A 21,502-nucleotide genomic window follows, 5' to 3' on the forward strand; every position below is an offset into this window, starting at 1 on the left:
GCACGCGGTGCCGGCTCGTGGCGTGAGCTCGTGGGGGGGGGCGGCTCGTGGATTCAGGCGGTGCCGCTGGAGCCGAAGCCCGTGCCGCCGCGCGCCGAGCCGGGCAGCACGTCGACGACCTCGAAGGCGGCCTGCTCGACGCGCTGGACGACGAGCTGGGCGATGCGGTCGCCGCGGCGGACCGTGAAGGGCTCGGACCCGTCCGTGTTGAGCAGGGTGACCATGATCTCGCCACGGTAGCCGGAGTCCACCGTGCCCGGGGCGTTGACCACCGTGATGCCGTGCCGGGCCGCGAGTCCCGACCGGGGGTGCACGAACCCGGCGTACCCCTCGGGGAGCGCGATCGCCACGCCGGTGGGCACCAGGGCCCGTTCCCCCGGGCCGAGGACCACGTCCTGGCGCGAGCGCAGGTCGGCGCCCGCGTCTCCGGGCTTCGCGTAGGCGGGCAGGGGAAGGTCCGGGTCGAGGGCCTGCAGCGCGATGCTGAGCGGGCGCCCGTTGCCCGACGGGGGCCGGTGGCCTGTCGACTGGTGGTTCACAGTGCCCCACTCTAACGCGCCGGACCCCGGGCGCAGTCGTGAGACGCTAGAGCCATGCCCCGTTCTGCGTCCTCCAGTGCATCCCCGGCCGACGGCCCCCGCGAGCCCCGCCGGCCCTCCTCCGAGCGGTCCGCTGCCGAGATCCTCTACGAGGAGAAGCTCACCCCCGCGTGGTGGATGTGGCTGCTCGTGCTCTTCGCGGCCGTCGTCGCCCTGGTGGCGCTCGCCCCGATCGACCCGTGGGTGGCCGGGGCGGCCGCCGTCGTCGTCGGCGGCGGCACCGCCGTGGCCCTCGTGGCCTCCAGCACCACCATCGTCGTCACCGGCGAGTCCCTGCAGGTCGGCCGGGCCCGCATCGAGCGGCGGTTCGTGGGCGAGGCCGAGGCCTTCCGCGGCGACGACGTCCGCCGGGTCCGCGGCCCCGAGCTGGACGGACGGGCGTTCATGAACTTCCGGGCGTCCGTGGGCCCGGTGGTGCGGATCCGCATCACCGACCCCGTGGACCCCACGCCCTACTGGCTCACCTCGACCCGGCACCCGGAGCAGATCGTCGAGGTGCTCTCCGAGCGCCCGTGAGCGCGGCCGGCACCTCCGCACGGACGAACCCCGCCGCGACGACCGTCGCGACGGGGTTCTTCCGGTTCTCGGACGAGCTCGGCCCGGCGGGGCTCAGCCCACGCACTCGACGCAGTACTTCACCCCGCCCCTGTCCTCGGCGATCTGGGAGCGGTGGCGCACCAGGAAGCACGAGCCGCAGGTGAACTCGTCCTCCTGGGCCGGCAGCACGACGACGGACAGCTCCTCGTTGGACAGGTCTGCGCCCGGCAGCTCGAAGGTCTCGGCCGCGGCCGCCTCGTCCTCGTCCACGCTGCCGGACTGAGGATCGGTGCGGCGCGTCTGCAGCTCCTCGATCGAGTCCTCCTTGAGCTCGTCGTCCTGCTTGCGCGGCGCGTCGTAATCAGTGGCCATGTCCGGTCTTCGCTCCATTGGGGGTCCGAGGGCGGGCTCCGGCACGGCTCTGCGCCGCCCACCGGGCTCTGTGTCGCGTAGATTGTTCACCATCCGAGGGCAAAAATCCAACCACCCCGGGGCCCGTGAACACGCGGCCGGGTCCGTCCGCGGACGGCCTCCGGCCGGGGTCGTGCGACGGCCAGTAGGATTGGGGGCGGGTCCCGGCCGGCACGTCGGCCGCGACCGACGGACCCGCCCCGCAGCGCCCGCTCGACGACCCCGAGCGCACCCGAGAACCACCCCGGAGGAATGACAGCATGGAGCAGTTGCGCCTGGCAGGTGTGCACGACGACGGTGAGCACCTGGTCGTCGAGGACGAGGCAGGCACCCGCCACCTGTTGCGGATCGACCAGGAGCTGCGCCTGGCCGTCCAGCGCGCCCGGCGGCTGCCGGGCGCCCGCCAGCGGGGAACGGGCCAGTTCGGGCCCCGCGAGATCCAGGCCCGGTTCCGCTCCGGCGCCACGGTCGAGGAGATCGTGGCCGAGAGCGGCTGGGAGGCGGCCCGGGTCCGCCGCTACGAGTGGCCGATCCTCGCCGAGCGCGCCCATGTCGCCACAGAGGCCCAGAAGGTCGAGATCGAGGACCGCTCCGCGCACCGCGGGTACCACTCCGTCTTCGAGGGCGAGCCCCTCACTCTGGGCCGCGCCGTCGCCCACCGGGCCGCCGACCTCGGGGTGGACCCCTCCTCCCTCGAGTGGGACTCGTGGCAGCGGGAGGACCACCTGTGGGCGGTGGTCGCCCGGTTCTCGGTGGTCGACCGCTCCGCCGCGCCCGCCCACGACGAGCCGCTGGCCGAGTGGCTCTACAACCCGGCGAACCAGAGCGTCCGGCCGGCGAACGCGTGGGCCGAGGCCCTCACGGAGGCCGGCACCCCGGACACACCGCTCGGCACGGGCCTCGGCGTCCTGGACGGAGGCCTCGACCCCGAGCTCACGCAGCTGCGCCGGTCCGCCGTGGAGGCCGACGACCTGCTCGACGTCCTGCAGGCCCGCCGCGGGCAGCGCATCGGCGAGGACGCCGACGGGGACGACGCCCTGGCCGAGATCCTGGGCCGCGGCATGGGGCACGTCGAGCGGCGGCCCCGTCCGCTCTCCGCCCCCGAGGACAGCTCCGTCTTCGACCGCCCCTTCCAGCCGGCCACCCGGTTCCCCGAGACCGGCACCGCGCCGGAGCCGGTCGGGGAGCCCACGGCCCGGACGGCGGAGCAGCGGGTCGACCAGCTCGCCGAGCAGCCCGCCGACCGGCCCACCGGAGAGCTCGTCGAGGAGCCCGCCGCGCGGAACGGCGCCCAGGAGGCTGCCCAGCAGGACGGGCGGGAGCCGACCGACGGCGTCGACGCCGCCCGTCCCGGGGAGCGGCCGGACGCGGACGACTCCGGTGACGCGGCCCCCGGGGCCGAGGACTCCACGGGCCGGGACGTCCCGGGCGAGGACTCCCCCGGCGACCGCTCCGCCGCCGGGACCCCCGCGGTCCCCGGCGAGGAGCCCGAGGACTCCGGTCCCGCGGAGGAGGCCACGCCCGAACGGCCCCGTCCGCGCAACAAGACGGCCAAGGCCCGGCGCTCCGCACGGTCCTCGGTGCCCAGCTGGGACGAGATCGTCTTCGGCAGCCCGTCCGACTGAGCCCCGGCGCCGGTGCGTGCCGTCCGGCGCCGCCGGGCCGGCACGGGTTAGAGTGCACGCAGCAGGGGACGGCTCCGCGCCGTTCCTCCGGGTCCGCGCGCTCCCCCATCCCGCGTGCGGCCCGGACGGACGACACCACGTCAGGGGCAGCACGACATGGGCAATTCCATCCAGGACGACCTCTTCGGGGACGACGAGCGCGAGGCCGCCGACCCGGAGTCCGGCGACGCCGGCGTCCGCGGCGCCTCCGGCACTCCGGAGACGCCGGCCGAGCTCGTCCGGGGATCCGGCCCCGGACGGTTCGTCGCCGGGCTGGTCCTCGGCGCGGTCGTGCTCGTGGTGCTGGCCGGGGTCGCGGCGCTCTACCTGGGCGGAGTGGGGCGCGACCTCTTCGGCGCGGGCCAGGAGGCCGGTTTCACCCCTGCCCCCACGGTGACCAGGTCGCCGACCGCCACACCCACCGCCTCGCCCACGCCGTCCCGTTCCCGCACGCCCTCCCCCACGCCGAGCCCCTCGGCGGAGGAGCCCGCCCCGCCGCCACCGGCTCCGGTGGCGCCGCCGGCACCGTACGTCCCCCCGGCGCCTGTGGTCCCCGAACCGGTCGTGCCCGCACCCGTCGTTCCCGCCCCCGCCCCGCCGCAGCCCGTGCTGCCCGCACCGGCGCCCGCTCCGCCCGCTCCGTCCGCGCCGCCGCCGTCCTCGCCGGAGCCCGGCCCCGCCACCCCCGGAGCGCCCTCGGAGGTCGACGGGGACAGCACGGAGGACGGCGGCCCGGACGAAGGGGATCCCGACGGCGAAGGCGCGGACGGCGGAGGCGCCGGTGCGGCCGGGGCCGCAACGGCCGCCGGGGAGGACGCCGACGGGGACGCCTCGCCCGCACCCTGAGCCCGAGCCCCCGGTCGGGGCCCGGGCCGCAGCAGCTCGGCCGCCGCTCCCCGCGCGCAGGTCCCGGGGCGCGGGCCGTTCAGGCCAGGCGCAGCAGCGGGACCTCCCGCTCGGCGCGGGTGAGCGAGCCGTGCTGGCCGACCATGGACAGGACGCTCGGGCGGAGCCGGCCCAGGTCGAACAGCGCCAGGGGCTCCCTCGCCAGCACGAGGAGGTCGCCGATGCGCCCGCGCACCGCGTCGCGCACGAGCGCCGGCGGGCCGAAGTAGCCGGCGTCGAGGGCGGACTCCCGGGAGAGGACCCACACCCGGGACCCGAACTGCTCCCGCCAGGCGGCCACGAGCGAGCGGACGTCCTGTGCCGTCGCGTCCGGCTCCAGGTGCAGCTGCACCGTGCGGGGCTCGCCGGCCGTGTGCCGGACGCCGTCCAGCAGCCCCGGCAGCTCGGAGAAGTCGACGCGGGCGTCCCGGGGGACGTCCACCATGCCGTGGTCACCGGTCACCAGCACCGTGGTGCCGGCCGGCACCCGGGCGACCAGGCGGCGCAGGGACGCGTCGAGCTCCTCGAGCTGGGCCGTCCACTCCCAGGACTCCCAGCCCCGGGCGTGGCCGGTCCGGTCGAGCTCGTCCCAGTAGAAGTACATGAGGGTGTCGCGCCCCGCGGCGAGCTGGTCGAGGGCGGTGCTGACCCGCGCCGCCGGTCCCTCCGCGGCCACGAACCGGCCGCCGCGCAGGGCGGCGTCGGTGAGCCCGGAACCGGCGAACTTGCCCCGGCTGACCGTGACCACGTCGAGGTGCTCGGCGGCGCGCTCGAGCACCGTGGGCAGCGGCTGCCACGTGCGGGGGTCCACGGCGGCGTCCCAGCCGCCGAGCTGGTTCACGACCCGGTCCCGGTCGGGGTCCAGCACGTCGTAGCCCACGAGGCCGTGCGCCCCGGGGGCGGCGCCCGTGCCGAGGGAGGCCAGCGAGGCCGCCGTCGTCGTGGGGAACGCCGCGTCCAGGGTGGCCAGGTTCTGCGCGCCGGCCAGGCCGGGGGCGTGCCCGGCGCGGGCCCGCAGCTGGGCCCGCCCGAGTCCGTCCACCATGACGACGACGACCCTCCGGGCGGAGGGCAGGCCCAGCGCGTCCCGGAAGCCGGGCACGCCCAGGGACGCCGCGGCCGAGGACATGACCTCCGCGACCGAGCGGCTGCCGTAGCGCGGCGGCCCCGGCAGGTCGGCGGGCAGCGCGGGCAGGACCTCCTGGACCGCCCTCACCGGGCGGCGCCGCTGTCCCGGCCGGTGAACCGGTCGGTGAACCGGGTGCGGGGGGTGGCGTCGGCCGCCCGCCGGGGAGCCGGCGTGCGCCCGTGGGCCGGCTGGGCGATCTGCGCGCCGTCGGTCAGAGGGGCGAGATTGGCCCGGCGCAGCGTGCGCGCGAACTCCCGCGCCCCCTCCACGGCGGTCGGGCCGTCGGCCTCCGCGCTGATCCGCAGCACGATGTCCTCCCGGGCGGCCGTGCCGGTGTAGCCGTGGTCGGCCTGGCACTGGGGGTCCTCGCACAGCGCGGGCGCCAGGTCCACGTGCAGGGTGCCCGTCCACGCGATGGCGAGCGTGACCTCGGAGATCGGGCTGTCCGGCCGGTAGTTGGCCGGCTGGTAGTACGAGTAGCTGAGCGTGACCGAGCGGATCTGCGAGATGCCGACCGTCTCCGTGGAGACCCGTGCCACGACGTCCCGGCCGCTCTCGTCGAACTCCTCGTCGTCCACGTGCGTCACGTGCAGCACGTCCTCGGCGAGCACCAGCACGGTGGTGTGGCGGTGCACCTCGGTCCGGTCGATGTGGGTCTCCAGCTGCACGAGGTGGGAGACCGGGGACCGGCCGTCCAGGGAGTCCTGGACCACGTCGATCACCAGCTGCGGGTAGAAGCCGGCCTTGTTGATGTCCTCGACCAGCCGCTGGCCGCGCTCACCTGAATACGTCATGGGGGCCATTTTCCCCCACGGTCGCGTCCGTTCCCAACACGGGCCCTCAGGGCGCGCGGAAGTAGCAGCGCTCCTGCCCGCCACCGATGTCCTCGCAGACCCGCTCCAGCACCACGGGGCTCTCCTCCGGCGCCGGGCTGGGGGTCCCGTCCGTGCTGCGCGTCACCGTGGGCGAGGCCCCAGGATCGGGCACCTGGTCCGCGGAGTTCAGGGGGTCGAGCAGCAGATAGCCGCTGAGCAGCGCGGTCATCCCCACGAGGACCACGAACACGCCGGTCACGGCTCGGCCCCCGCGGCGCCGCCCGGTCCGCGCCGGCCGCGGGAGCGCCTCCGTGGCCCTCCCCCCGGCGGGCCCGCGGCCCGCCCGGTCCCGGCCGGGGTCGCCGGCGCCGGACCCGCCGTGCCCGGAGCCGTCGCGCCCGGGCCCCCCGTCCCCCGATGCGCTGCGCCCGGACCCAGTGGGGTCCGGCACCTCGTCGTCGCCCGACCCGGTGTCGACTCCCCCGGTGCCGGATCTCCCGCTGCCGGTCGTTCCGCTGCCGGCGCCGCCGGTGTCGGCCACCCCGCTGCCGCCCACTGTGGTCCCGACCGTCCGCTGACCGGTGCTTCCGGAAGCGGTGCCGGCGGAGCCGGTGCCCGGGGTGTCGGGGCCGTCCGGGAACCGGCCGCCGGTCTCCGCGCCCGGGGCGGCTCCGCCGCCGAGCCCGGCGCCGGCCGTCCCGTCCCCGCCGTCCCACCCGGTCCGCACCCGGCTCGCCCACGGCTCCGGCAGCGGCTCGAGGACGTCGAAGACCTCGAACGGCTCCCCGTCACGCGTGCGGGCCGGGTCGAAGCGCCGCCGCGCCGCGCCCGCGGTGAGCTCGTGGAGCACGGCCACGGCCGCGTCGCGGCGCTGGGCGGGGTCGGGGGTGAGCAGCGCCGCGAGGTGCTCCGCGAGGTCGCCCTCCTCCCCCACCACCGCGCGCGCGTCGTCGGGTCCCATGCTCTCCTGCGGCTCCAGCGAGGGGTCGAGCATCCGCAGCGCGGTGATGCCCGCCGCGTAGAGGTCCTGCGCGGGGTCCGGGTCGGTGAGCTCGTAGGCCTCGGGGGGCAGGTAGCCGGGGGTCCCCACCACCGTGCCCGTCCGGGTCAGCCGGGCGTCCTGGACGCGCACGGCGATGCCGAAGTCGGAGAGCAGGACGTGGGGCCGGCCCGTCCCGGTGCTGTCCAGCATGAGGTTGCCCGGCTTCACGTCCCGGTGCACCCAGCCCTGGGCGTGCACGAACTGCAGCGCCTGGAGCAGCTGGGCCAGGATCTCCTCGGTCAGCTCCACCGAGGCGGCCCCGTTGTCGAGCAGGGCGGACTCCAGGGTGCCGCCGTGGACGAGGGGCATCGCGATGACCACGTGCGCGTCCTCCGCGGCCCACCCGTACGGGGCGAGCACGTTGGGGTGGTCCAGCTTCACCGACTGCTCCCTGGCGAAGCGCAGCAGGTCCGCGGAGTCGCGCTGGCGCAGCACCTTGGCCGCGCACAGCTGCTGGAGCCGGCCGTCCCAGGCCCGCCACACCGACCCGCTGCCGCCACGCGCGATGGGGTCGATGAGGGTGTACCGACCGGCTATGGTGTCCGCCACGAAGTCCGGGCCCGCCTAGCTGCGCATGGCCCGGCGCGCGCTGTCCGTCCGCTGCCGGGCGTTGCCGATGCCGACCGAGGCCCCGAGCACGGTCACGGAGCCGCTGGAGACGAGCACGGGGTTCAGCTCCACACGGGCGATCTCGGGGTGCCGGTCCTTGAGCAGCGCCACCCGGGAGACGAGGTCCTCGAGCCGGTCGACGTCCGCGGCCGGGACCCCCTGGTGGCCGAAAAGCTTGCGGGAGGCCTTGGGCTCGCGGACCATCCGCCGCACGTCCTGGTCGGTGAGCGGCGGCACCCGGTGGGCCCAGTCCTCGAGGAGATTCACCGCGTCCCCCGCCATCCCGAACGAGACCACGGGTCCGATGAGGGGGTCCTCGATGGCCCGGAGCACCACCGACTGGCCGGTGGGGGCCATGGCCTGCACCTCGAGGTCGAAGGTGCCGAAGGGGGCGAGCGCCCGGTGCATGGTCTCGATGGCCGCGCGCAGCTGCCCGTCGTCCTGGATGTTGAGCTGCACGCCGCCCAGGTCCAGACGGTGCCGGAGGTTGGGGTCGGTGGTCTTCAGGGCCACGGGGTAGCCGAGCCGGGCGGCGGAGGCCGGGGCGTCCTCGGGATCCGTGAACCTCTCGCTGGGCAGCAGGCCGATGCCGTAGGTGTCCAGCAGCGCCCGCGCCTGGTCCCCGTCCAGCTCGAGCAGCTCGTCGCCGGAGACCCGGGGCAGCACGGTCTCCACGAAGGTCTCGGCCGCCTCCGCGTCGATGCCCTTCGGCTCGGCGAGCCGACCCTGGTCCTGGGCGCGCCACCGGGTGTAGTCCACCACCTTGGCGAGCGCGCGCAGGGCCGCCCCCGGGGAGTCGAAGCACGGCACGTCCAGGCCGCCGTCGGCGTGGTGGAGGGCGGAGACCGCCCCGGGCTCGGTGCTGCCCGTGAAGACGACCACCACGGTCTTGCCGTGCTCCCGCCCCACGCGCCCCACGAGCTCGGCCACGGCCTCCGGCGTGGTGTCCGGGATCGGCATCAGCGTGACGACCGCGGCGTCGACGGCCTCGGCCCCGAGGCAGCTGTCGACGGCCGCCCGCAGCGCCTCGAGGGCGTCCTCGCCGCCGTCCGCGGTCCGGACGCCCGCCTGGGTCACCGCGACGTCCAGTCCCAGCTGCATGCACCGGTCCTCCATGAGCTGGCCCAGGGCCAGCGCGTTGGAGACGAGGGCCGTGCGGGCGCCCGCGGGCAGGGGCTGGCCGGCGAGGATCCCGGCCACGTCCATCAGGTGCTCGCTCGTGTCCGCGCGGATCACCCCGGCCTGCCGGAACATCGCGTCCAGGGCCCCCGGCGGGGCCTGGGTGGTGCGCCCGGTGTGGCCGGGAGGCAGCCGCAGCCCGGTGACCTCGCTCTTGGCCACGATCACGGGCTTGGTCAGGGACAGCCGGCGCGCGATGCGGGAGAACTTGCGCGGGTTGCCCACGGACTGCAGGTAGAGCCCGCACGCGCGGGTCGCGGCGTCGTCCTCCCAGTACTGCATCATGTCGTTGCCGGAGACGTCCGCCCGGTTGCCGGCGGAGAGGTACGTGGACACGCCCACGTCGTGGCGCAGCGCGGCGGCGTTGAGCATCATGCCGATGGCCCCCGACTGGCTGAACAGCCCCACGGGGCCCTCCCGCGGCACGGTGGGCAGGATCGAGGCGTTGAAGCGGGACTCCGGGGCCGTGCTGTAGAGCCCGAGGCTCGCCGGGCCGACCAGGCGCATCCCGTAGGAGCGCGCCCGGCGCACGAGCTCGCTCTGCCGGGCCTGCCCGGCCGCGCCGGCCTCGGCGTACCCGCCCGTGACCACCACGACGGCGCGCACGCCGGCCGCGCCGCACTGGTCCACGACGTCGGCCACCTGGTCGACGGGCACGGCGACCACGGCGAGGTCGACGGGTTCGGGGACCTCCCCGATGGAGGTGGCGTGGGTCATCCCCTCCCGCTCGAAGGGCGTGGGGCTCACCCCGCTGAGCCGGCCGGCGAACCCGGAGGCGACGAGGTGCTCGACCAGCGCGTGCCCGGCGTGGCCGGGGTCCCGCGACGCCCCGATCACGGCGATCGAGGACGGGGAGAGGAGATCGGCCATGGACAGGGCCTCGGCGCGGTGCTCCCGCGCGGCCATCACGGCCAGCGACTTCTCGGTCGGGTCGATGTCGAAGCCCACTACCACCACGCCGTCGTCGAACTTGCGGGTGAGCTCGTAGCCGGCCTCCGCGAACACGCGGAGCATCTTGCGGTTCTCGGGCAGGACCTCCGCGGAGAAGTGGTCGATCCCGTTCTCGCGCGCGGCCGCGGCGAGGTGCTCGAGCAGGATCGAGCCGATGCCGCGTCCCTGGTGGGCGTCCGAGATCATGAACGCGACCTCGGCGTCGTCGTACCGGTCCGTGCGGTCGTAGCGGCCCACGCCGATGATGCGGTCCCCCAGCAGCAGCACGAAGCACACGCGGTCCCGGTGGTCCACCCGGGTGAACCGCTCCAGCTCCCGGGCGGAGAGGGTCGGCTTGTAGGAGAAGAAGCGCAGGTAGATGGAGTTCTCGGACTGCGACTGGTGGAAGGCCAGGAGCGCGTCCTTGTCCTCCGGGGAGATCGGGCGCAGCTGCGCCGTCGCGCCGTCGCGCAGGATCACGTCGGCCTCCCAGTACTCGGGGTACTGCCCGGCGTCGTCCGTGTCCGCGGTCTCTGGAACCATAGACTTCAGGCTAGTAGACAAACCTGCACCGTCAACGGTGCGTCCCGGTGCGTCCCCGGACGATCTCGAACGCCGAGCCGCCGGGCCCGCCCCGGACCGACCCACGACCGAAGGACCCCCCGCTGTGATGGCACGCCGCCGTGCGCCCTCCCGCCCGTCCGCCGAGGACGAGCTGCCCGCCGACTTCCGGGAGAACATCGTCGACATCGACGTGACCTCCGAGATGGAGACGAGCTTCCTCGAGTACTCGTACTCCGTGATCTACTCCCGCGCCCTGCCGGACGCCCGGGACGGGCTCAAGCCCGTGCAGCGCCGCATCCTGTTCATGATGAACCAGATGGGCCTGCGCCCGGACCGCGGCCACGTCAAGAGCGCGCGCGTCGTGGGCGAGGTGATGGGCAAGCTGCACCCGCACGGCGACTCCGCCATCTACGACGCGATGGTCCGCCTCGCCCAGTCCTTCGCGATGCGCCTGCCGCTCGTGGACGGGCACGGGAACTTCGGCTCCCTCGACGACGGCCCCGCGGCCTCCCGCTACACCGAGGCCCGGATGGCCCCGGCCGCCCTGGCGCTGACGGCCGACCTCGACGAGGACGTCGTCGACTTCGTGCCCAACTACGACAACCAGTTCACCCAGCCGGGGGTCCTGCCCGCGGCGTTCCCCAACCTGCTGGTCAACGGCTCCTCCGGCATCGCGGTGGGCATGGCCACGAACATGGTCCCGCACAACCTGCGGGAGGTCGTCGCGGGCGCCCGCCACCTCGTGGAGCACCCCGAGGCGACGCTCGAGGAGCTCATGCGCTTCGTCCCGGGCCCGGACCTGCCCTCGGGCGGGCGGATCGTGGGCCTCGACGGGATCCGGGACGCGTACCGGACCGGGCGGGGCTCCTTCAAGACCCGCGCGAAGGTGTCGATCGAGCAGGTGTCCCCCCGCAAGCAGGGCATCGTCGTCACCCAGCTGCCCTACATGGTGGGGCCTGAGAAGGTCACCGAGAAGATCAAGGAGGCGGCGCAGGCCAAGAAGGTGCAGGGCGTCTCCGACGTCGTGGACCTCACCGACCGCAAGAACGGTCTGCGGCTCGTCATCGAGATCAAGAACGGCTTCAACCCGCAGGCCGTCCTCCAGCAGCTCTACAAGTACACGCCCATGGAGGACTCCTTCGGGATCAACAACGTGGCGCTCGTGGACGGGCGGCCCCGCACCATGGGCCTCCTCGAGCTGCTGCGGGTCTACGTGGAGCACCGGCTGTCGGTGGTCCGGCGGCGCACCGGCTTCCGCCTGGGCAGGCGGCGCGACCGCCTGCACCTGGTCGAGGGCCTGCTCGTGGCGATCGTCGACATCGACGAGGTCATCCAGATCATCCGCTCCTCCGACGAGACCGCCGTGGCCCGGGAGCGGCTCATGGCCGTGTACGACCTCAGCCGCGTGCAGGCCGACCACATCCTCGAGCTGCGCCTGCGGCAGCTGACCAAGTACTCGAGGATCGAGCTCGAGAAGGAACAGGAGGAGCTGCGCCGGGAGATCGCCGAGCTCGAGGAGACCCTCGCCTCCGACTCCCGGCTGCGGGCCCTGGTCTCCGCGGAGCTCGCGGAGACCGCAGAGACCCACGGCGACGACCGGCGCACCGAGCTGCTCGAGTCCGAGGCCCTGCCGGCGGCCGCGGCCGCCGCGGCGGCCCCCGCTCCGGGGAGGACCCCGGCGGGCGGGCTCGCCCTCGAGATCGCCGACGACCCGTGCTGGGTCTTCCTGTCCACCTCGGGCCAGCTCGCCCGCACGCCCTCCCAGGTCCCGATGGTGGACCCGCCGCGGCGGATCAAGCACGACGCCCTGGTCTCCTCGGTGCGGGCCACCGCCCGCGGGGAGATCGGGGCGGTCACCTCGACCGGGCGCATGCTGCGCGTCCAGGTGATGGACGTGCCCGTGCTGACCGCCTACGAGGGCACCCCGAAGCTGGGCGACGGCGTCCCGGTCAAGGACTTCCTCACCCTCGGCCGCGGGGAGCGGCTCGTGGGGCTCGCGCCGCTCAACGCCGTGCTCGCCCTGGGCACCCGCAACGGCGTGGTCAAGCGGGTCAGCCCCGAGTATCCCCTCAACCGCGAGGACTGGGAGGTCATCGCGCTCAAGGACGGCGACGAGGTGGTCGGTCTCGCCGAGTCCGCCGCCACGGAGGACGAGCTGGTGTTCGTCACCAGGGACGGCAAGCTGCTGCACTTCGACGCCGGTGCGGTGCGCCCCCAGGGCCGCACCGCCGGCGGCGTCGCCGGGGTCAAGCTGGTCCCGGGGGACGCCGTGGTGTTCTTCGGGGCCGTGCGCGCCGCGGACGAGACGCCCGTGGTCGTGACCCTCGCCCGCGCCGACGAGGTGCTGCCCGGCATGTCGCAGTACTCCGTGAAGGTCACCCCGTTCTCGGAGTACCCGCCCAAGGGGAGGGCCACCGGCGGAGTGCGCGCGCACCGCTTCCTGAAGGGGGAGACGGGACTGGCCCTGGCCTGGGTGGGGCACGGACCGGCCAAGGCCGTCTCGGCCTCGGGCGTGGCCCGGGCCCTGCCCACCGAGCACGGTCGCCGGGACGGCTCGGGCGTGCCCACGGACCAGGTGATCGACGCGGTGGGCCCGGCCTACGGCTGAGGCTCAGCGGCGGGGCCCGAGCAGCCCCATCTGCTCCACCGCCGCCCGCTCGTCCTCCAGCTCACGGACGGAGCGGTCGATGCGGGTGCGGGAGAACTCGTCCAGCTCCAGGTCGGGGACGATCCGGGCCCGGCCGTCCCGGCAGACGACCGGGAACGAGCTGACGAGCCCCTCCGGCACGCCGTAGGACCCGTCGGAGGCGACCGCCATGGACGTCCACGTGCCCTCGGCGGTGCCCCGGACCCAGTCGCGGACGTGGCAGAGGGCCGCGTGGGCCGCCGAGGCCACCGACGAGCCGCCGCGCACGTCGATGATCTCCGCGCCGCGGCGCGCCACCCGGGGGATGAAGGTGCCGTCCACCCAGGCGAGGTCGTGCCCCTTCCCCGCCAGCACCTCGAGCGCCGGCCGGCCCCCGACCGTGGCGTGGGTCAGGTCCGGGTACTGGCTCGCGGAGTGGTTGCCCCACACGGCGACGCCCTCGATCTCGTCGACGCGCGTCCCGGTCGCCGCGGCGAGCTGGGCGATCGCGCGGTGGTGGTCGAGCCGGGTCAGGGCGGTGAACCGCTCGCGCGGGACGTCCGGGGCGTGCGAGGCGGCGATGTAGGCGTTGGTGTTGGCGGGGTTGCCGACCACCACGGCCCGGAAGTCCTCGGCCGCTCCACGGTTGACGGCCCGCCCCTGGACCGAGAAGATCCCGGCGTTGGCCTCCAGCAGATCGGCGCGCTCCATGCCCTGGGACCGGGGGCGGGCCCCGATGAGCAGTCCCACCGAGGCGCCCTCGAAGGCCGCGTCGGCGTCCTCGAACACCTCCACGCCGTCGAGCAGCGGGAACGCCCCGTCCTGCAGCTCCAGGGCCGTGCCCTCCGCGGCCCGCCGCGCCTGCGGGAGCTCGAGCAGGTGCAGGCGGACAGGAGTGCCGGCCCCGAGGAGGTCACCCGCCGCGGCCCGGAAGACGGTGGCGTAGCCGATCTGGCCCGCGGCACCGGTCACGGTGACGGTGACCGGCCGGGGCCGGCCGGGGGCGGGGGACGGGGTGTGCGGGCCGGTGGCGGTCATGCGGGGTCCTTCCTCGGGGACGGTCGCTCGTCCCTGCCCAGCGTAGCGGCCGGGCCGCGGCACCGGCCCCCGGCGCGGCAGGCCCTGGTGCGGTCAGGCGTCGATGCGCTCCTGGTCCAGCTGCGTGGCGCCCTCGATGATGAAGTCCTTGCGCGGGGCCACCTCGGAGCCCATGAGCAGGGAGAAGGCGTGCTCGGCGGCCTCGGCGTCCTCGACCCGGATCCGGCGCAGCATCCGGTGCCGGACGTCCATGGTCGTCTCCGCGAGCTGGTCCGCGTCCATCTCGCCGAGACCCTTGTAGCGCTGGATGGGCTCCTTGTACCGCCGCCCCTCCGCCTCGAGCCGCGCGAGCAGGTCCGCGAGCTCCCGCTCGGAGTACGTGTAGACCATCTCGTTGGCCGCACTGCCCGCGTTGACGACCTCCACCCGGTGCAGCGGCGGCACCGCCGCGTAGACCCGTCCGGCCTCCACGAGGGGACGCATGTAGCGGTAGAACAGCGTGAGCAGCAGGGTGCGGATGTGCGCGCCGTCGACGTCGGCGTCCGTCATCATGATGATCTTGCCGTAGCGGGCGGCCGTCAGGTCGAAGGTGCGCCCCGAGCCGGCGCCGATGACCTGGATGAGGGCGGCGCACTCCGTGTTGGCGAGCATGTCCGTGATGGACGCCTTCTGCACGTTGAGGATCTTGCCGCGGATCGGCAGCAGCGCCTGGTAGTTGGAGGACCGGGCCAGCCGGGCCGTGCCGAGGGCGGAGTCGCCCTCCACGATGAACAGCTCGGAGCGCTCCACGTCGTTCGAGCGGCACTCGACGAGCTTGGCCGGCATCGAGGAGGTCTCCAGGGCGTTCTTGCGCCGCTGGGTCTCCTTGTGCACCCGCGCGGAGATGCGGGACTTCATCTCCGCCACGACCTTCTCCAGCAGCTGGCCGGCCTGCTGCTTGTCGTGGCGGCCAGTGGACGTGAGCTTGGCGGTCAGCTCCTTCTCGATGACCCGGCTCACGATCTGGCGCACGGCCGGGGTGCCCAGGACCTCCTTGGTCTGGCCCTCGAACTGCGGCTCGGCCAGCCGCACGGTGAGCACGGCCGTGAGACCGGCGAGGACGTCGTCCTTCTCGATCTTGTCGCTGCCGGCTTTGAGCTTGCGGGCGTTGGCCTCGATCTGCTTCCGGAACGTCTTCAGCAGGGCCGCCTCGAAACCGGCCTGGTGGGTGCCGCCCTTGGGGGTCGCGATGATGTTCACGAACGAGCGCAGGGACGTGTCGTAGCCGATGCCCCAGCGCAGGGCGACGTCGACCTCGCACGTGCGGTCCAGCTCCGTGAGCTTGGAGCGGCCGTTCTCGTCCAGGACCGGGACGTTCTCCTTGAAGCGGCCCTCGCCCTGGAAGCGCCACACGTCGGTGACCGAGCTGTCGGCGGCGAGGTACTCCACGAACTCGGAGATCCCGCCGTCGTGCTGGAACACCTCCTCGTGGGTCCCGAACTCCCCCGGCGTGCCGGGCAGGCCCCGCTGGTCGCGCACGGTGATGCGCAGCCCCGGGATCAGGAACGAGGTCTGGCGGGCGCGCTTGGCGAGCTCCTCGTAGCTGAACTTCGCGTCCGTCGTGAAGATCTGCTCGTCCGCCCAGTACCGGATCCGCGTGCCGGTGACCCCGCGCTTGGCCTTGCCGACGACGTCGAGCACCGAGCCCTCCACGAAGGGCTCGAACCGGGCGTGGGGGGAGGGCCTGCCCTGGTCGACGAAGCGTCCCGGCTCCCCGTGCCGGAAGGACATCTGGTAGGTTTTCCCGCCGCGGTCCACCTGCACGTCCAGGCGTGCGGAGAGCGCGTTGACCACGGAGGCGCCCACGCCGTGCAGGCCCCCGGAGGCGCTGTAGGAGCCGCCGCCGAACTTCCCGCCGGCGTGCAGCTTGGTGAAGACGACCTCCACGCCGGTCAGCCCGGTGCGCGGCTCGAGGTCGATGGGGATGCCGCGGCCGTCGTCGTGGACCTCCACGGCGCCGTCGGCGTGCAGGACCACCGTGATCTGGTGGCCGAAGCCGGCGAGGGCCTCGTCCACGGAGTTGTCGATGATCTCCCACATGCAGTGCATGAGCCCGCGGGAGTCGGTGGAGCCGATGTACATGCCCGGCCGCTTCCGGACGGCTTCGAGGCCCTCGAGGACCGAGAGGTGGCGGGCGTTGTACTCGGAACGGGACGGTGTCACGGGGATACGACTCCTGGGGGACGGCGGGATTCCCCACCACTGTAGTCGGGGCGGCGGACACCGCAGGCCCGGGCACAGGTCACGGCGTCGGCCCGCCGCCCGGCGCCGCGACCTACGCCCGGGGCGAAAAACAGCCCCCGCCGGAATCGTTTGTCCGAGGGTCGTGGTTGTATATAGCAGTACCCCGATGCGTCCACGAGACCCCGGGTACCCGCACCGGCGGCCCCGTGCCCCGTGCAACGCGTACGACCCAGGAGGAGGATCCCGTGAACGCAACATTGGAGAGCCGAGAGCTCAATGCGACCGACCGCTGCGACGCGTGCGGCGCCCAGGCCTACGTCCGAGTGATCCTCGAGTCGACGGGCGGTGAGCTGCTGTTCTGCGCTCACCACGCGCGCAAAAACGAGCAGAAGCTGCGGCCGCTGGCCGCCACCTGGCAGGACGAGACCGAGCGCATCGGTTCCTGACCGGGACGCCCGCAGCAGCCGGGCACACAGGAGGGCCCCGACACCTGGTGTCGGGGCCCTCCTGTGTGCCCGCTCCGCGACCCGGTCACCGGAACGGGGCACGTCACCGGTCGTCCGACCGGGAACGGCGCCGCGACCGCAGCGGTGCACGGACCAGGTCCTGACCGTCGTCGTGGGCGTCCCGCGCCCGGACGGTGTCCGGGCGCGGGACCGGCGGATCAGTCGAGGTAGTCGCGCAGCACCTGCGAACGGGACGGGTGGCGCAGCTTGGACATCGTCTTGGACTCTATCTGCCGGATGCGCTCCCGCGTCACGCCGTAGACCTTGCCGATCTCGTCGAGCGTCTTGGGCTGGCCGTCCGTCAGGCCGAAGCGCATCGCCACGACCCCCGCCTCCCGTTCGGAGAGGGTGTCCAGGACCGAGTGCAGCTGCTCCTGCAGGAGCGTGAAGCTCACGGCGTCCGCGGGGACCACGGCCTCCGAGTCCTCGATCAGGTCGCCGAACTCGGAGTCGCCGTCCTCGCCCAGCGGGGTGTGCAGGGAGATCGGCTCGCGGCCGTACTTCTGCACCTCGACGACCTTCTCGGGCGTCATGTCGAGCTCGTTGGCCAGCTCCTCCGGGGTGGGCTCCCGGCCGAGGTCCTGCAACATCTGGCGCTGGACGCGGGCCAGCTTGTTGATGACCTCGACCATGTGCACCGGGATGCGGATGGTGCGGGCCTGGTCGGCCATGGCCCGGGTGATGGCCTGGCGGATCCACCACGTGGCGTACGTGGAGAACTTGAAGCCCTTGGTGTAGTCGAACTTCTCGACCGCGCGGATCAGGCCGAGGTTGCCCTCCTGGATGAGGTCCAGGAAGAGCATGCCGCGACCGGTGTAGCGCTTCGCCAGCGAGACGACCAGGCGCAGGTTCGCCTCGAGCAGGTGGTTCTTGGCGCGCTTGCCGTCGTGGACGACCCAGCGCAGCTCCTTGCGGGTCTGCGGGTCCAGGGAGTCCTTCCCGTCCGCGAGCTTGTGCTCCGCGTACAGGCCGGCCTCGATGCGCAGCGCCAGGTCCACCTCCTGCTCCGCGTTCAGCAGCGCGACCTTGCCGATCTGCTTCAGGTAGTCCTTGACCGGGTCGGCCGTGGCCCCGGCGGAGACGACCTGCTGGGCCGGGGCGTCGTCGTCGTCGTTGTTGGTGATGACGAAGCCTGAGGTCTTCTCGTCCTTGGGCGCGGGAGCGGCGGGCGCGTCCTCGGGCGCGGCCTCCTCCTCCGCCTCGGCGTCCTCGTCCACCTCGGGGTCGATCACCCCGGCCTCGTCGGTCAGGGCGGACTCGATGTCGGCGTCGTCGGTGACGACGACGTCCTCCTCGGGCTCCCCGACGACGTCCAGGGCGTCCTTGTCCGTCGGAGCCGCCGCCTTCTGGCGGCCCGTGGCCTTCGGCGCGGCCGGGGGCTTGCTCGCGGCGGTCCGGGTCGCGGTCGACCTGCCGGCCGTGGACTTCGTGGAGGCGGCCCCGGTGGCGCTCTTGGGCGCGGTGGACTTCGCGGCGGTGGACTTCGCCGCCGTGGTCTTCTTCGCGGCCACGGTCTTCTTGGTCGCGGTCGACTTCGCAGCGGCGGTCTTCGCCCGCGGCGACGTGCCCGTGGTGCCGGACGGCGACCGAGCGTCCCCGGTGCCCGGGGTCTCGGCGGCGGTGTCCGTCGTCTTGTTGCTGGCGGCAGGTGACACTGAGAGCCTTTCGTTGAGCGGTCACGGCGTCCGCCCTCGGGGCAACACGCCTATGACCCTGTCAAGTCCGTGCGCCGGGCAGTGTCCGGCGCGGCGGGCTTGAAGGGTCCTGACTGCCGGAACCACCCGTGGGCGGGATTTGTTCCCGCCCGGCCGGACGGAACCGAAAAAGCTCGGGACCCGCGGCTCAGGAGTGCCAGGCGGTGGCACGGTCCCGGGCCCACAGGGGCACGGGCCGGGCGTCGGCCAGGCGCAGCACGCGCAGCGCGGGCGGGTGGCCGGGGACCAGGGCGGTGGCGCGGCGCACGAAGTGCGCGGTGTGGGAACCGCGCGCCCGGAACCGGTTGAGCTGCGCGAGCTCGACGAGCACACCCGCGAGCACGGCGCGCCCCCGCGCCTCGTCGTCCGCCCCGGCGTCCTTGGCCGATCCCCCGGCCGGCCGCACACCCGGCCCCGCACCCGCCTCCGTGGGCTCCAGGAGCCAGCTGAGCACCTGCAGCACCCGGTAGAGGGTGTCGAGCAGCGACCAGTGCGGGGTCTCCGCCCACTCACCGGAGAGCACGCGGGAGAACCGGACCAGCTCCCCCGCGTCGGGCGCGGGCACCGGGGCGGCAGCCCGGCCGGGCCGGCCGCCGCCAGGACCGGCCGGCGGCCGCGGCGGCACCGGCGGGACGCCCGGGGGGACCGGTGCGCGGGTGGGACCGATCGGGACGCCCTCGGCACCAGGGCCGTCCTCCTGGTCGTCGACGTCGTCGCACAGCTCGGCCCACATCGCGGCGGCCGCGAGGACGCCGTCCAGGTCGTCCGTGGCGCAGGCCGCGAGGAGCAGGTCGGCGAGCACGGGGTCCGTCAGGCTCGAGGCCAGGAAGCCGAGCAGCTCGTCGTCGAGACCCAGCGCGGCGGGCACCGGTCCAGCGGGCGAGCCCAGGACCGCGGCGAGGACGTCGGCCCAGGCGGACAGTGCAGGCCCGAGGCGGTCGAGGTGGTGCCACGCGCCCTCCCCGGCCCGGGCCCAGCGGATCGCGGCGCGCCCGGTGCCACGGTCGGTGCCGGCGGGCAGCGCCCCATACTCGTGGTCCATGGCGAGCCGCGGGGCGGCCGCGTAGGAGCTGCCCGAGGCCACGAGCGCGGCGTTGACGACGCTGTCCTCGATGCGGGCGACGTCCTGGACGTCGGCCGGCTCCCCGGCCGGCCACCAGCGGTCGCCGGCCACGATCCAACGCGCCGCCACGGCCCGCCCCGCGCGCCGCGCGGCCTCGTCCACGACGGCGAGCACACGGTCCACCCCGCCGGGCGGAACCGGCGTGCCGGGCGGGTCCCCGGAAGACGGCGACGTGTACACGATCACGAAGACCCGGTCGCTCAGGGCGTCGTGGCCCACGAGCTCGGCGAGCTCGGTGACGAAGGCCTCCTCGAGGTCTCCGCCGGACGGGCCGTCCGGCAGGTCCACGCGCACGCACGCCCCCGCCGACCCGCCGCCGGCGGCGAACAGGACGAGGGAGTCGGCGGGCCAGTAGCCGAGCGTGTGCGGCACGACGGCGAGCAGGTCGGCCGCGCACCGGACGACGGGGACGAAGGGATCTCGGGCGGGGTGCTGTCTCATGCGCCCAGCCTGGACACTCCCGTGGCCGGGGGCGCCGGCCCGGGCCCGACCTGTGGACCGCCGGCGGCGCCGGGACCCGGTGCCCGGCGCGGTGCAGTGCCGATGGACCGCGGGGCCGGTCAGGCGGCGTCGTGCCCGTGCTGCCGGCGCACCCGCCGGGCGGTGGCCAGCACGCCCACGGCGCCCGCCGCCGCGACCAGGAACTGCGCCGCGATCGCGATCCGGAACGCGTCGGGGGCATACAGCTCGTCGCGGAAGCCCCCGGCGTGCAGCACGTCGAGCACGAAGCCGGTGACGAAGATGGCCAGCACCGAGGCGGTGAAACCGCCCACGTTGACGATCCCCGTGGCGGTGCCCGAGCGCCGGGCCGGGTTGAAGCTGCGGGTGATGTCGAAGGCGATCATCGAGGCCGGCATGCTGATCGCGATGACGCACACGGCGGCCAGCACGACCGGGACGGGAGCCGTCCCCGGCCAGACCAGCAGGACGGTCCACGCCGCGAAGATCACGGCCGTGACCCCCAGGGACAGCCGGACGCGGCGGTGCGGGCGGCGTGCGGAGAGACCGCCGAGGCCGAGGGCCACGGCCAGGTTGGTCAGCACGAAGGAGGTCATCACCAGGGAGATCGTGGTGTCCGACAGGTCCTGGGCGTACTCGAGATAGGGGTAGCCCCACATGAGCACGAACGTGTTGCCCGCGAACTGGGTGGTGAAGTGCACCCAGAAGCCGAGCCGGGTCCCGGGCTCGGCGACGCTCTCCCGGAGCACCTGGGCGGTCCGCCGCAGGCCCAGCTCACGGTTAAGCACCTCCACCCCGGCGGGTGCGTTGCGCAGCAGGGCCGCGGCGAGCACGGCGGCGAGCAGGGCGAGGGAGGCCAGCGCCACGAAGGACGGGAACCACCCGGTCAGCTCGAGCAGCCAGGCGAACGGGATGACGGAGACGAGCTGGCCGAGGTTGCCGACGACCCCCAGGAACTGGGTCAGCGGCGGCACGCGCAGCGCGGAGAACCAGGCGGGGATCAGGCGCATCACGCACACGAAGGTGGTCGCGTCCCCCGCGCCCACGAGCACGCGGCCCGCCACGCCCTCGCCGACCGTGTCAGCCAGGGCCAGCTGGACCTGCCCGACCGCCATGAGCAGTGCCCCGGCGGCGACCATGACGCGGGAGCCGTACCGGTCCACGAGCACGCCCACGGGGATCTGCAGCGCCGCGTAGACGAGGACCTGCATGAGCGAGAACATCGACAGCGCCGAGGCGGCGGTGCCGAAGCGCTCGGCCGCGTCGACCGAGGCGACGCCGAAACTGGTGCGCTGGGCCACGGCGCTGAAGTAGGCGAAGGTGCCGATCGCGAAGACCAGGTGGGCGCGGCGGGAGTCCTTGCCGGGCTCGTGGACCCGGTACCGGTCGGACGGCATGCACTTCGCTCTCGGGGGACGGGTCCCGGCGGGGACCCGGGACGGCGGGGCCGCCCGGGACGACGCCGGACC

16 protein-coding genes are annotated in these 21,502 nt (G+C 74.4%); 5 read left to right on the plus strand and 11 right to left on the minus strand.

The window, feature by feature from the left end:
- Positions 1-53: 53 nt before the first annotated feature.
- The gene (gene dut / locus ACYVM4_RS00695) at positions 54-482 is read right to left on the minus strand and encodes a dUTP diphosphatase (RefSeq protein ID WP_460667392.1); all 429 of its coding nucleotides are present in this window, start codon (positions 480-482) and stop codon (positions 54-56) included.
- A gap of 111 nt (positions 483-593) precedes the next feature.
- Here dut and ACYVM4_RS00700 point away from each other — a divergent pair, with 111 nt between their 5' ends.
- The gene (locus ACYVM4_RS00700) at positions 594-1,115 is read left to right on the plus strand and encodes a DUF3093 domain-containing protein (protein ID WP_460667329.1); all 522 of its coding nucleotides are present in this window, start codon (positions 594-596) and stop codon (positions 1,113-1,115) included.
- Between the two features lie 93 nt (positions 1,116-1,208).
- Here ACYVM4_RS00700 and ACYVM4_RS00705 read toward each other — a convergent pair whose 3' ends face one another.
- Complete coding sequence (locus ACYVM4_RS00705; protein ID WP_368821225.1) at positions 1,209-1,508, minus strand: DUF4193 domain-containing protein; 300 nt, start codon at positions 1,506-1,508, stop codon at positions 1,209-1,211.
- A gap of 299 nt (positions 1,509-1,807) precedes the next feature.
- Here ACYVM4_RS00705 and sepH point away from each other — a divergent pair, with 299 nt between their 5' ends.
- Together sepH and ACYVM4_RS00715 are read left to right on the plus strand one after the other, a co-directional pair.
- The gene (sepH, locus tag ACYVM4_RS00710) at positions 1,808-3,172 is read left to right on the plus strand and encodes a septation protein SepH (protein WP_460667330.1); all 1,365 of its coding nucleotides are present in this window, start codon (positions 1,808-1,810) and stop codon (positions 3,170-3,172) included.
- Between the two features lie 156 nt (positions 3,173-3,328).
- On the plus strand, positions 3,329-4,057 hold the full coding sequence (locus ACYVM4_RS00715) for a hypothetical protein (protein WP_460667331.1): 729 nt from the start codon (positions 3,329-3,331) through the stop codon (positions 4,055-4,057).
- Between the two features lie 79 nt (positions 4,058-4,136).
- On the opposite strand, the gene ACYVM4_RS00720 is transcribed toward ACYVM4_RS00715, so the two are convergent.
- Genes ACYVM4_RS00720 through ACYVM4_RS00735 form a run of 4 tightly spaced genes read right to left on the minus strand, consistent with a single transcriptional unit; the run spans position 4,137 to position 10,343 of the window.
- Positions 4,137-5,312, minus strand: coding sequence for an alkaline phosphatase family protein (locus ACYVM4_RS00720; RefSeq protein WP_460667332.1), 1,176 nt, complete (start codon positions 5,310-5,312; stop codon positions 4,137-4,139).
- Complete coding sequence (locus ACYVM4_RS00725) at positions 5,309-6,019, minus strand: DUF5998 family protein (RefSeq protein ID WP_368821222.1); 711 nt, start codon at positions 6,017-6,019, stop codon at positions 5,309-5,311. Before ACYVM4_RS00725 ends, ACYVM4_RS00720 begins: the two co-directional genes overlap by 4 nt.
- Before the next feature lie 46 nt (positions 6,020-6,065).
- Complete coding sequence (locus ACYVM4_RS00730) at positions 6,066-7,631, minus strand: serine/threonine-protein kinase (protein WP_460667333.1); 1,566 nt, start codon at positions 7,629-7,631, stop codon at positions 6,066-6,068.
- 15 nt (positions 7,632-7,646) lie between these two features.
- Complete coding sequence (locus ACYVM4_RS00735; RefSeq protein WP_460667334.1) at positions 7,647-10,343, minus strand: bifunctional acetate--CoA ligase family protein/GNAT family N-acetyltransferase; 2,697 nt, start codon at positions 10,341-10,343, stop codon at positions 7,647-7,649.
- A 127-nt stretch (positions 10,344-10,470) separates the two neighbouring features.
- On the opposite strand from ACYVM4_RS00735, the gene ACYVM4_RS00740 reads away from it, so the two are divergent.
- On the plus strand, positions 10,471-12,972 hold the full coding sequence (locus ACYVM4_RS00740) for a DNA gyrase/topoisomerase IV subunit A (RefSeq protein WP_460667335.1): 2,502 nt from the start codon (positions 10,471-10,473) through the stop codon (positions 12,970-12,972).
- 3 nt (positions 12,973-12,975) lie between these two features.
- Here the strand turns inward: ACYVM4_RS00740 and ACYVM4_RS00745 are convergent, their stop codons facing one another.
- Together ACYVM4_RS00745 and ACYVM4_RS00750 are read right to left on the minus strand one after the other, a co-directional pair.
- Entirely contained in the window at positions 12,976-14,028 is a 1,053-nt protein-coding gene (locus ACYVM4_RS00745; RefSeq protein ID WP_460667336.1) for a malate dehydrogenase, read from the minus strand.
- Between the two features lie 93 nt (positions 14,029-14,121).
- Positions 14,122-16,230 carry a DNA gyrase/topoisomerase IV subunit B gene (locus tag ACYVM4_RS00750; protein WP_368821217.1) on the minus strand — a complete coding sequence of 703 codons (2,109 nt, stop codon included), beginning with the start codon at positions 16,228-16,230 and terminating at the stop codon, positions 14,122-14,124.
- A gap of 266 nt (positions 16,231-16,496) precedes the next feature.
- Here ACYVM4_RS00750 and ACYVM4_RS00755 point away from each other — a divergent pair, with 266 nt between their 5' ends.
- Positions 16,497-16,697, plus strand: a complete 201-nt coding sequence (locus ACYVM4_RS00755) for a DUF7455 domain-containing protein (protein ID WP_017834164.1) — start codon at positions 16,497-16,499, stop codon at positions 16,695-16,697.
- 218 nt (positions 16,698-16,915) lie between these two features.
- On the opposite strand, the gene ACYVM4_RS00760 is transcribed toward ACYVM4_RS00755, so the two are convergent.
- From ACYVM4_RS00760 to ACYVM4_RS00770, 3 genes are all read right to left on the minus strand, one after another.
- A complete protein-coding gene (locus ACYVM4_RS00760) occupies positions 16,916-18,412 on the minus strand; it encodes an RNA polymerase sigma factor (protein WP_460667337.1) in 1,497 nt (498 codons plus the stop codon).
- A 187-nt stretch (positions 18,413-18,599) separates the two neighbouring features.
- A complete protein-coding gene (locus ACYVM4_RS00765) occupies positions 18,600-20,015 on the minus strand; it encodes a DUF4192 family protein (RefSeq protein WP_460667338.1) in 1,416 nt (471 codons plus the stop codon).
- Between the two features lie 119 nt (positions 20,016-20,134).
- The gene (locus tag ACYVM4_RS00770) at positions 20,135-21,430 is read right to left on the minus strand and encodes an MFS transporter (protein ID WP_460667339.1); all 1,296 of its coding nucleotides are present in this window, start codon (positions 21,428-21,430) and stop codon (positions 20,135-20,137) included.
- Positions 21,431-21,502 lie beyond the last annotated feature (72 nt).

The sequence above is a fragment of the Kocuria himachalensis genome, assembly GCF_054784195.1.

What these genes read in the sequence shown, in the direction of transcription:
- ACYVM4_RS00700 (WP_460667329.1), top strand. Translation starts at nt 594, where the DNA reads ATGCCCCGTTCTGCGTCCTCCAGTGCATCCCCGGCCGACGGCCCCCGC.
- ACYVM4_RS00705 (WP_368821225.1), bottom strand. Translation starts at nt 1,508, where the DNA reads ATGGCCACTGATTACGACGCGCCGCGCAAGCAGGACGACGAGCTCAAG.
- sepH (WP_460667330.1), top strand. Translation starts at nt 1,808, where the DNA reads ATGGAGCAGTTGCGCCTGGCAGGTGTGCACGACGACGGTGAGCACCTG.
- ACYVM4_RS00715 (WP_460667331.1), top strand. Translation starts at nt 3,329, where the DNA reads ATGGGCAATTCCATCCAGGACGACCTCTTCGGGGACGACGAGCGCGAG.
- ACYVM4_RS00725 (WP_368821222.1), bottom strand. Translation starts at nt 6,019, where the DNA reads ATGACGTATTCAGGTGAGCGCGGCCAGCGGCTGGTCGAGGACATCAAC.
- ACYVM4_RS00735 (WP_460667334.1), bottom strand. Translation starts at nt 10,343, where the DNA reads ATGGTTCCAGAGACCGCGGACACGGACGACGCCGGGCAGTACCCCGAG.
- ACYVM4_RS00740 (WP_460667335.1), top strand. Translation starts at nt 10,471, where the DNA reads ATGGCACGCCGCCGTGCGCCCTCCCGCCCGTCCGCCGAGGACGAGCTG.
- ACYVM4_RS00745 (WP_460667336.1), bottom strand. Translation starts at nt 14,028, where the DNA reads ATGACCGCCACCGGCCCGCACACCCCGTCCCCCGCCCCCGGCCGGCCC.
- ACYVM4_RS00765 (WP_460667338.1), bottom strand. Translation starts at nt 20,015, where the DNA reads ATGAGACAGCACCCCGCCCGAGATCCCTTCGTCCCCGTCGTCCGGTGC.
- ACYVM4_RS00770 (WP_460667339.1), bottom strand. Translation starts at nt 21,430, where the DNA reads ATGCCGTCCGACCGGTACCGGGTCCACGAGCCCGGCAAGGACTCCCGC.